The organism is Tepidiforma sp., from assembly GCF_034433535.1.
Taxonomy (GTDB): Bacteria; Chloroflexota; Dehalococcoidia; order Tepidiformales; family Tepidiformaceae; genus Tepidiforma.
This window is the reverse complement of the sequence record NZ_DAOUAO010000216.1, coordinates 1-9905: the sequence shown is the minus strand read 5'-3', so window position 1 is coordinate 9905 and position 9905 is coordinate 1. Positions and strand designations below refer to the sequence as shown.

The 9905-nt window shown below is 71.6% G+C and carries 7 protein-coding genes and 1 pseudogene; 3 read left to right on the top strand and 5 right to left on the bottom strand.

Features of this window, described 5'->3' with window-relative positions; all coding sequences use genetic code 11:
• Positions 1 to 1322, bottom strand: a pseudogene (locus VAE46_RS11460) (hypothetical protein); the annotation flags it as partial.
• Positions 1323 to 1378: 56 nt separating this feature from the next.
• Entirely contained in the window at positions 1379 to 2770 is a 1392-nt protein-coding gene (gene nhaA / locus VAE46_RS11455) for a Na+/H+ antiporter NhaA (RefSeq protein WP_322797069.1), read from the bottom strand.
• Between the two features lie 107 nt (positions 2771 to 2877).
• Between nhaA and VAE46_RS11450 the strand changes: the two genes are divergently transcribed.
• Both VAE46_RS11450 and VAE46_RS11445 read left to right on the top strand, forming a co-directional pair.
• On the top strand, positions 2878 to 4269 hold the full coding sequence (locus tag VAE46_RS11450) for a glycosyltransferase (protein WP_322797068.1): 1392 nt from the start codon (positions 2878 to 2880) through the stop codon (positions 4267 to 4269).
• Positions 4266 to 5576: a glycosyltransferase family 4 protein gene (locus VAE46_RS11445; protein WP_322797067.1), complete on the top strand. Its 1311-nt coding sequence runs from the start codon at positions 4266 to 4268 to the stop codon at positions 5574 to 5576. Before VAE46_RS11450 ends, VAE46_RS11445 begins: the two co-directional genes overlap by 4 nt.
• Positions 5577 to 5657: 81 nt before the next feature.
• On the opposite strand, the gene VAE46_RS11440 is transcribed toward VAE46_RS11445, so the two are convergent.
• Together VAE46_RS11440 and VAE46_RS11435 are read right to left on the bottom strand one after the other, a co-directional pair.
• Positions 5658 to 6287 carry a superoxide dismutase gene (locus tag VAE46_RS11440; protein ID WP_322797066.1) on the bottom strand — a complete coding sequence of 210 codons (630 nt, stop codon included), beginning with the start codon at positions 6285 to 6287 and terminating at the stop codon, positions 5658 to 5660.
• A 227-nt stretch (positions 6288 to 6514) separates the two neighbouring features.
• A complete protein-coding gene (locus tag VAE46_RS11435) occupies positions 6515 to 8533 on the bottom strand; it encodes a methyl-accepting chemotaxis protein (RefSeq protein WP_322797065.1) in 2019 nt (672 codons plus the stop codon).
• A gap of 188 nt (positions 8534 to 8721) precedes the next feature.
• Between VAE46_RS11435 and VAE46_RS11430 the strand changes: the two genes are divergently transcribed.
• On the top strand, positions 8722 to 9141 hold the full coding sequence (locus VAE46_RS11430; protein WP_322797064.1) for a DUF6941 family protein: 420 nt from the start codon (positions 8722 to 8724) through the stop codon (positions 9139 to 9141).
• 15 nt (positions 9142 to 9156) lie between these two features.
• On the opposite strand, the gene VAE46_RS11425 is transcribed toward VAE46_RS11430, so the two are convergent.
• Positions 9157 to 9666: a hypothetical protein gene (locus VAE46_RS11425; RefSeq protein WP_322797063.1), complete on the bottom strand. Its 510-nt coding sequence runs from the start codon at positions 9664 to 9666 to the stop codon at positions 9157 to 9159.
• Between the last annotated feature and the right edge of the window lie 239 nt (positions 9667 to 9905).

Below are 9905 nucleotides of genomic sequence, written 5' to 3'. Positions count from 1 at the left end.
GCCAGCTCGCCGCGGGTGGCGCCCGGCGGCGACTGCCATGCCCCCGGCAGGCGGGCCGCGGCCAGCTGCTCCCAGGGTCCGCCAGCTTCGACCGTGACGAAACGTCCGCCGCGCGCCACTTCTGCCCGGGTCCGGAGGATGGCCCCGCGCAGGGTGAGGCCGTATTCGGGCGCGCCGCCGGCGCCCGAGCGGTAGCCGAGCCGCACCTCGAGCGCGCAGCCCGGCCGCAGCAGCGGGTGGCCGGCCAGCGCGCCGTCGCCGTCTTCGAGCACCAGCTCGAGCAGGGAGCGGGTCGGCCCGCTCTCGCGCCGGAGCGCCAGCAGCCGGCCGGCGAGGTCGAGCGTTTCGCCCAGCGGGGCGGTCCAGGCGGCATGCGGCGTCGCTGCCGCGGCCAGGTCGTCGCGGGCGGCCAGCGCCAGCCCGAAGGGTGCCTCAGCGGCAAATGGGGCCGGTTCGCTCCAGGGGGCGAGCGTCCCGCTCACCGCCCGGGCGAGCATCGGTCGGTCGTGCGGCGCCGAACCGGTGTGCTGCTGCCGCCACGCGGCGACGAGCCCGCCGGGATTCGCCACCGCGGGGTGGCTGAACGCGATGGCGGCCCCGGCATCGGCCAGGGCGATGGCCTGCGGCCCGAACCACGTATTCGCCGGCAGCGTGCCGTCGCCCATCAAATGCGCCGCGACCATCGCCGCGCCGCCGGCGGCCGTGCCCGTGACGACCACGTGGTAGTCGTTCGGGAGGTGGATGGCGGCCAGCCCGTTTACCTCGGTCCACGCGCCGCCAGCCGTCCAGGCCGTGCCCGCGGCCGCCCAGGTGCCGCCGGTGCGGCGCAGCCGCTTCACCGTGGCCGTGCCGGCCAGCGCGTAGAACAGGCAGAGGTTGCCGTTCGACTGCCGCCCCGCAAGGGCGATGCTGCCCACCGCCGAGGCTTCGGTGACGCGGGTGACCGGCGCGCTCCAGGTCAGCCCGTCATCAAACGAGGAGAGGGTGCGGACGGCCGTGCCGTCGGCGATGGCCAGCACCGCCTCGCCCGGCACGACGGCCAGCGCCAGGGCTGCCCCGGGTGCCGCGGTCGCCACCCCGGCCGACCATGCGCCCCAGTTCCGCCGGGTGCGGACCGTCCCCGCGTCGTTCCAAGCCTGCAGGAAGGTGCCGTCGGCGGTGGCCGCCAGGGCGTGCGGCCCGGGCGCGCCGCCCGGCAGCGCAAGCGGGGCGAAATCAAGGACGGGCAGGCCCTCGCGCGAGCGGGAAGCGGTGACCAGCACGGCCGGCGCGCGCCGGCGCCCGCGCTGGTGGGCGAGCAGGGTGGGAGTCAGCGGCAGCATGGCCCCACGCTGGCACAGGGTTGCCCCAGCGCCGAGGGGTGGACGTCACTGGCGGGTCAATGGGTGCGCGCGGCGGCGCGGGTCGCGGCCTCCAGGCCCTCATCGGAGGTGGCCGGGGCCGGCAGGAGCAGCAGGTAGCCCGCTCCCAGCGCGCCCGCGATGACCGAGGCCGTGAGGATGCCGATCTTCGCCTCGTCGAGCATTTCGGGGTGCTCGAAGCTGAGCCCGGCGATGAAGAGCGCCACGGTGAAGCCGATGCCCGCGATCATCCCTGCGCCGAGGATCTGCCGGAAGCTCGTGTTGGCCGGGAGCTGAGCGAGCCCGAGCCGTACGCACAACCAGCTGGTCAGGAAGATCCCCAGCGGCTTGCCCAGCACCAGCCCAAAGGCCACGCCGAGGGTCACCGGGCTGCTGAAGGCCTCCCGCAGCATCGACCCCGACACCTCCACCCCCGCATTGGCGATGGCGAAGATGGGCACGATCAGGAACGCCGACCACGGCGCGAGCTTATGCTCGAGCCGGTCGAGCGGCGATTCCATCCCCACGGACAGGTCTTCGATCTGGGCAAGGGCTTCCTGCATCCGCTCGTGGTCGCCGTCGGCGCGGGCGAGGCGGTACTCGGCCTGGAGGCGGTCGAGGTTGGCATCGAAATCCTCATCCGTGTAGTACGGCTTCGAGGGCGTGAGCATCGCGAGGATGACGCCGGCGATGGTGGCATGGATGCCCGATTTCAGCATCGCCGCCCAGAAGAGCACGCCCAGGAAGAGGTACACCCCGATGCTCCGCACGCCGCCGCGGTTCAGCACGAACATGATCGCCAGCAGCAGGGCGGCCCAGCCGAGCGCCTCCAGCGAGAGGCTCTCGGTGTAGAAGATGGCGATGACGATGATGCCGCCAAGATCATCGGCCACCGCCAGGGCGAGCAGGAACACCTTGAGCGGCGTCGGCGCGCGCCGGCCCAGCAGGGTGAGCACCCCCACGGCGAAGGCGATATCGGTCGCCATCGGGATGCCCCAGCCGTGGGCGCTCTCCTTGCCGGCGTTGAACAGCGTGTAGATGAGCGCCGGCCCGAGCATCCCGCCGAGCGCCGCCGCCACCGGCAGGATCGCCTTGCGCGGCGAGGAAAGCTCGCCCGACACGAGCTCCCGCTTGATCTCCATGCCGACTACGAAGAAGAACAGCACCATCAGGCCGTCGTTCACGGCGTGGCCGAGGTGCTGGTGGATTTCGAAGAGGTGCAGGTCGAGCGCGAGCTCTGTCTCCCAGAGGGAGTGGTAGCTTTCGCCCCACGGGGAGTTGACCCAGATGAGCGCGATAATCGCGCCGAGGAGGAGGACGATGCCACCGGAGGCCTCGATGGCGGCGAACCGCTGCGCCGGCTGGACAAAGCGCCGCACGACGAAACGGCGGCCTGTGCCGCCGATCAGGTTGTCGATTCCGCGTAACATGCGTTCGGTAGCGTAGGGCGCTGCAGCATCCGGTCAACGGGTGACGCCTATGTCCCGCGTGGCCGCGCACTTCCGCCAGCCCGCGCCCGGCCGTACCATCGCCCGCCATGGGCCCCCGCATCCTCATCCTTGCCCGCGGCTACCTCGGCAGCCACATGTCGGCGCCCGGCATCCGCGCCACCGCCCAGGCCCGGGTGCTCGCGACGCACATCCCCGGCGCGCAGGTGACCCTCGCCGGCCCCAACGATGACATCGAACCGCCCGCCGATGGCGCCTACCGGGTGACCCGCTGGAGCGCCCGCAACCTCCTCCAGCTCGCCGCCCGCCACGACGTCATCATCAGCTCCATGCTGCCGCCCCACATCGCCATCTACTACCCCTGGAAACGGTACGTGGTCGACCTTTTCTCCCAGTACGCCATGGAGTGGATGGAAGTGGGCATGCAGCACTACGAGGGCGCTCACCGCGACGCCTGGGCCGAGCGCACCCGCGCCGTCCTCGGCATGCAGCTCACCCTGGCCGATTTCATCCTCACCTGCAACGAGCGCCAGCGCGATAGCTACATCGGCATGATGACCTCGCTGGGGCTGATTTCGCCGCGCATCTACGAGGCCGACCCCACCCTCCGGCGCTACATCGACTCGGCCCCGCACGGCATCCGCCCCGAGCCGCCCGACCCCGGCCCGCGCGTCCTCCGCGGCGTCCGCCCCGGCTTCGGCGAAACCGACCGCATCATCCTCTGGAACGGCGGCATCATCCAGTGGTACGACCCGGCCACCCTGATCGAGGCGCTCCGCCTCCTCGGCCGCGACGACGTCAAGCTGCTCTTCCTCGGCGCCTCGTACCCCGGCATCAAGGAGCTCGGCAAGGGCGTCCGCTTCCAGGATGCGAAGGCGATCGCCGCCCGCAACGGCCAGCTCGGCCGCACCATCTTCTTCGAAGAGGGCTGGGTCTCCCACGAAGAGGCGAAGCAGTATGTGCTCGAAGCCGATATCGCCGTCTGCACCTACTTCGACAACATGGAGACCCGCTACAGCCACCGCACCCGCTTCGTCGACCTCATCTGGGGCGAGCTGCCCTTCATCTGCACCCACGGCGATGTCCTCGCCGAGGAGGTCGCGCAGGAAGGCTGGGGCCTCGTCGTGCCCGAGCAGGACCCGCCGGCCCTCGCCCGCGCCATCGAACGGCTGCTCGATGACGACGACCTCCGCGCCCGCTGCCGCGCGAACCTCGCCGCCGCCCGGCCCCGCCTGCAGTGGGACGTGACGATGCAACCGCTCATCCGCTTCTGCGCCGAGACCGGCGAGCCCATCGCGGCGAAATGGGAGCGCCTCCCCGGGCTCGCCCAGCGCCTGGTGACCTACACCGCCCGCCGGGCCGCGTTCAACCACTACGACCGCGCCCTCAAGCGCCGCTCCGAACGGCGCGAGGCCGCCGAGAAGAAGGAAGCGCTCCGCCGCGAACGGCTCGCACGCGCCGCTGCCGGGGGGAACGGGTGAAGATCGCCGTCCTCTCCCGCGCTGCCGTGGGGCCGCAGATGGCCTCGCCAGGGGTCCGCGCCTACCAGCTCGCCGGGGCGCTCGCCCGCGCCCTGCCGGAGGCGGAGGTTACCCTCCTCGTCCCCGGCGACCGCGGCGAGGTGGCGCCCCCGGCGAAGACCGTCCGCCTCCAGCGCTACGATTCGAACGCCGACGCGCTCTTCTTCGCCCGCCAGCACGAGGTCGTCATCTCCCGCAACTTTCCCCCGCAGTTCCTCCGCCTCATGGGCCGCACCCGGCTCGCGCTCGATGGGTTCACCCCGCTCTTCATCGAATGGATGGAGCTCTCCCGGCGCGACATCCTGCCCAAGTGGCGCCGCACCTGGATGGCCTCCAACCGCTGGTACCTCAACTTCCAGCTCACCCTCGCCGACTTCATCTTCTGCGCCGATGACCGGCAGCGCGACCTCTGGATCGGCATGCTCATGGCGCTCGACCTCGTGCCCCCCTCGGTCTACGCGCGCGACCCCTCGCTCCGCCGCTACATCGATGTCGTCCCCTACGGCGTGCCGGCGGCGCCCCTCCGGCCGAAGGGCCCCGCCCTGCGCGGGGTGGTCCCCGGCATCGAGCCGGGCGACGAGGTGATCCTCTGGAACGGCGGCATCACCGAGTGGAACGATACCGAAACCCTCCTCCGCGCCATGGCCGAACTGGCAGGCCGGCGGCCCCGCCTGCGGCTCGTCTTCATGGGCATCAACCACCCCGATTTCGCCTTCGGCCCGAACGCCGGCGTCACCCGGCAGACCATCGACCTCGCGCGCGAGCTGGGGCTCGAAGGCCGCTCCGTCTTCTTCCGCGCAGGGTGGGTGCCCTACCACGAGATCGACAGCTACCTCGCCGAAGCCGACCTCAGCGTTTGCCTCGGCTACGAAAACCTCGAAAGCCGTTTCGCCTTCCGCACCCGCTACGTCGACCTCTTCCGCGCGCGGGTCCCGCTCGTCTGCACCCGCGGCGATGTCCTCGCCGAGCGCGTCGAGCGCGACCCCCTCGGCATCACCGTCCCCGAGCGCGACCCCGCGGCTGTCGCGGCGGCGATCGAGCGCCTGCTCGACGATGCCGACTTCCGCGAGCGCTGCCGGGCAAACCTCGCGCGCGTGGCGCAGGAGCTTTCCTGGGATGCGGTGGTGGAGCCGCTTGCGGCGTTCTGCGCCTCCGGCGACTCGGTTGCCCTCCCCGCCCGCCAGCGGCTGCCCCGCGCCGCCGCCCGCGCGGGGATGTATTTCGCCCTCAAGAAGGCGTGCAAAAGCCCGCCGCTGCACGGGCTGTAAACCCCTGCGAGCAGGCGGGCTTCGCGCCGGGCGGCGCCGGGGAGGGGATGCCGGGCGCCGCCGCCCGCGCCGGTGCGGGCCTCAGGGCGCGGGCGCCACGATCTGCGGACGCTTCGCCCGGGCGTCGGCGTAGCGCCGGGCCACGTCCTCCCAGTTGATGATGTTCCAAACCGCCTTCACGAAGTCCGGCCGGGCGTTGCGGTACTGCAGGTAGTACGCGTGCTCCCACGCGTCGATCACCAGGAGCGGGGTGGAGGCGTTCGCGATGTTGGACTGGTGGTCGTACACCTGCTCCACCACCAGGCGGTCGCCCACCGGTTCGTAGGCGAGGACGCCCCAGCCTGAACCCTGCACGCTGTTCGTGGTGTTCGAAAGCAGCTGCATGAACGAACTGAAGCTGCCGAAGTCGCGTTCGATGGCGGCCTTCAGCTCGCCCGTCGGCTCATCGCCGCCGTGGGGGCTCAGGTTCTGCCAGAAGATCGAGTGGAGCACGTGCCCCGAGACGTGGAAGGCGAGGTTCTTCGCCAGCTGGTTGACGGTGGAGAAATCGCCCGCGCTGCGGGCCTCTTCGAGCTTCTCCAGCACCGTGTTGGCGCCGGTCACGTAGGCCGCGTGGTGGCGCGCATGGTGCAGCTCCATGATCTCGCCGTTGATGTGCGGCTGGAGCGCGCCGTAGTCGTAGGCCAGGTCGGGCAGGGTGTAGACAGGCATCGTCGCGAACCTCCATTCGGGGTCGCGCGGCCGCCGCCGGGCACTCGCACCACCGCAGCGCCAGGGAGAGGTCGGGGGATGCAGCGGCGGCCGCGCGCTGCCATTCTCCCGGTTAACTGCAAGCATTTGCAACTGCAAGTCATTGCGCATTTTCGACTGCCGCCAGACGCGCGCCGGGGGCAGGCCCCCGCGCCTGCCCCCGGCAACCCCCAGGAGTGCTGTCCCGGTCAGGCGGCCAGCCGGAACCGCGAAGCTGCCTCCGTCAGCGCCCGCGCGAACTCCCGCATCTGGGTCGCCGTGGCAGCCAGCTCCTCCGACTGCGCCGAGAGCTCCTCCGTCGAGGCGGAGACCTGCTCGGCCGAGGCCGAGGTCTGCTCCGTCGTCACCGAAACCTGCGAGATGACCATCGCCACCCGCTCGGTGCCGGAGGCCATCTCCGAGGCGCCGGCGGCCGAATCGCGCGACATGCTCGCGATCGCCTCCGTCGCCTCCACGATGCGGCCGGCGCCCTTTGCCAGTTCGCCCACCTCCCCGGCCACCTCCTGCATCCGCTCCGCCGCCTCCTGGACCGAGCGGATGATCGCCTCCAGCGATTCGCCGGCGTGCTGCGTGATCTCGCGCCCGTTCGTCACGTCGCGCACACCCTCGGCCATCGCCGCGACTGCCTCGCGGGTGCCGGCCTGCACCCGGCCGATGAGTTCCGCGATCTCCCGCGTGCTGGCGCTGGAGCGCTCAGCCAGCCCGCGCACGTTCTCGGCCACCACCGCGAAGCCGCGGCCCTGTTCGCCCGCCCGGGCCGCCTCGATCGCCGCGTTCAGGGCCAGCAGGTTCGTCTGGCTGGCGATCTCGTCGATCACCTTCACGATATCGCCGATCTGCTGCCCGAGCTGCCCGAGTTCGCTCACCCGCTCCGAGGCGCGCCCAACGGCCTGCGCGATCGACTCCATGGCGGCCACCGCCTGCTGCACGGCCTGCTGCCCCTGCAGGGCGGCCTGCCGGCTCTCCTCGGCCGATTGCGCCACCTTTAGCGAGACCTCCGAGGCGTGCGCGATCCGCTCGCCCATCGCCTGCGCCTCGCGCTGGCCCTGCGCCGCCGATTCGGCGCTCGATTGCGCGCTGGCGCTCAGCTGCTGCGAGCCGGCCGCCAGCTGCGTCACCTCGTGCGCGCTCTCCTGCGCCAGCCCGTTGAGCGAGACGGTCGAGGTGGTGACCTCGTTGATCGCCTGGGCGATCTGCCCGGTGGCCGCCGCCATCTGGTTCGAGGCCTCCTCCAGCTGCCCCGAGGCCGCGAGGATCGCGTTCGCGTTCTCCTGCACGGTGCCGACGAGCCGCGCCAGGTTCTCCACCATGCTCCGCAGCGCCGTACCGAGGGCATCGCGCTCGCCGCGCGGCTGCACCTCGACGGCCAGGTTGCCCTGGGCTACCTCCTGTGCCACCCCGACCATCTCCCGCAGGTAGGCCGTCATCCGCGCGAACGACTGCGCCAGGCGGCCCATCTCGTCGCTGCTCGAAATCGCCACGCGCGCCTCGATGTCGCCCTCGGCGATCCGCTCGGCGGCGGCGCCCAGCTGCTTCGCCGGCCCCGCAATCGACCTCGCGAGCCACCACGCCCCGCCCAGGCCGAGCAGCACTGCCGCCGCGGTCAGCCCGATCAGCAGCATCCGCGCGCTCGAGGCCGCCGCGTCGGCATCCTGCGCCGCCTTCGCCGCCTGCTCGACGTTGTACGTGACGAGGATGTCCAGGTTGTCATTCAGCCGCTGCGCGTCCGCTTCGATCTCGGCGGCCGAGAGCAGCGCCCCGACCTGGTCGCCCTTCGAGACCTGGTCGAGCACCTTCTGCCGCCCGGCGATCACCTTCTGGGCGAGCTCTTCGATGATGAGGAAGAGGTCGTTCTCCTCCTTCGAGTTGATGGTCTCGCGGTAGTTCTGCAGCTCCGTCTGCGCCTTCTGGAGCGCTTCCTGCGAGGACTGCACGGCCCGGCTGCGCTGCCCCGATTCGACCGCCAGCAGCGCCTTCTTCTCATCCCGCGCGCTCGCGTTCAGGTAGCGGATCGCCTGGGCCGAATGCTGCACGCCCTTCGTATTGTGCTGGTAGGTAACGTCCGCGCGGCGGGCAGCCTGGTTGAGCTGGTAGATGCCCATGCCGGCGACGATGCCCATCAGGGCAAGGACGACCGCGAAGCCGCCCAGCACCTTCACCAGCAGGGGCAGGTTCGCGAGAGAGCGAAGACCGGGAACTCGTTGCACGTGCGCACACCTCCATCGATGCCGCTCACGCGGCGTGCAGGGTTGTTCACCCTGTGTTCATCATCGTTTGCGGAACAGGTGGCGCTGCACGGGAGGATCACCTAGGGTTCGTGCAGGTTGCCACTAAGGAACGGCCCGCGACCACCCGAAACCGGCCCGCTGAGGCGCGGCGCAGTAGACTGGCGCGCATGGATATCGATTACGCCCTGCTCGCCGACCACGCCGAGGTGCTTGGCGGCAAGCTCTACCTCATGGGCGGCGGCTGGGATACCACCCACGCGCCCGAGGCGCCGGCCTCCGCCCGCATCGTGGTCGCCATCGGCGTTCGCATCGAATGGGACGAAACCAACCAGCCGATCGCGCTCGGCCTCGCCCTCCACGATGACGACGGCCAGGAGCTCGTCCGCGTCGAGGGGCAGATGCAGGTCGGGCGGCCGCCGGCGCTCCCGCCCGGGGCCAGCCAGCTTTCCCAGACGGCCGTCGCGATCCAGGCGCAGCTGCCCGCCTTCGGCGGCTACCGCGTGCGCCTGACGGCACGCACGCCCGCCGGCAAGGAGCGGTCCCGCACCCTGCCGTTTCGGCTTGTCCAGCGCCCGGCGGGGAGTTGAGCGCCGCGTGCCCCGCTACTCGACCACTTCGAACGCCCAGCCGACCACCTGCTTCGAGGGCGCGTTCAGGTTGCCCGGGTCCTGCACCGCGAGCGCGGCCTCGTGCCGGCCCGGGGCGAGCCCCTCCGGCGGCGCGTAGCACACCCGCCCGTTCTTCGGCGCCTCCCGCGTCGGGATCACCCACGTCAGCTCGCTCGTCACTTCGACGCCATCGACCGCCATCCGGAACCACTGGCCATACTGCGGCGTCCCCTCGAAGCTGACCTCCGCGCAGACGCCGCTCGGGTTCGCCGGGTTCGGCGAACGGGTTTGCGCCTGCGTCACGGTGCTCCCGTGTTCGGGCCAGACCTTCAGGATGTTGCCGCCCAGCTTCGGCGCGGGCCCGAACTCATCGGTGTTGACCGTCGGCGCAGCCGTCGGCGTGGCGGGCGGCACATCCGGGCCGTCGCCGCAGGCGGCAAGCCAGAGCCCGGCGCAGCCAAGCAGCGCGGCGGCAGCAGCGAAGCGGGCGAACCGTCGTTCCATCGGGTCCGAAGGTACCAGAGCCCCTGCCCACGGGGAACGTGCCACCTGAACCTTGGATTTCCCGGGCCCGCCTGCCCACGCTGGCCGCAGCACACCGCCGGAGGTTCCCCCCGTGGACGACCCGACCGATGCCCTGCCGCATGAACTGCTCGAACTCGAAGCCCTGCGCGCCGCCCTCGCCGAGCGCGACGCCGAGCTGGCCGCCGCCCGCGAGGCCGCTCGCGAGGCCGCCCGCGCCG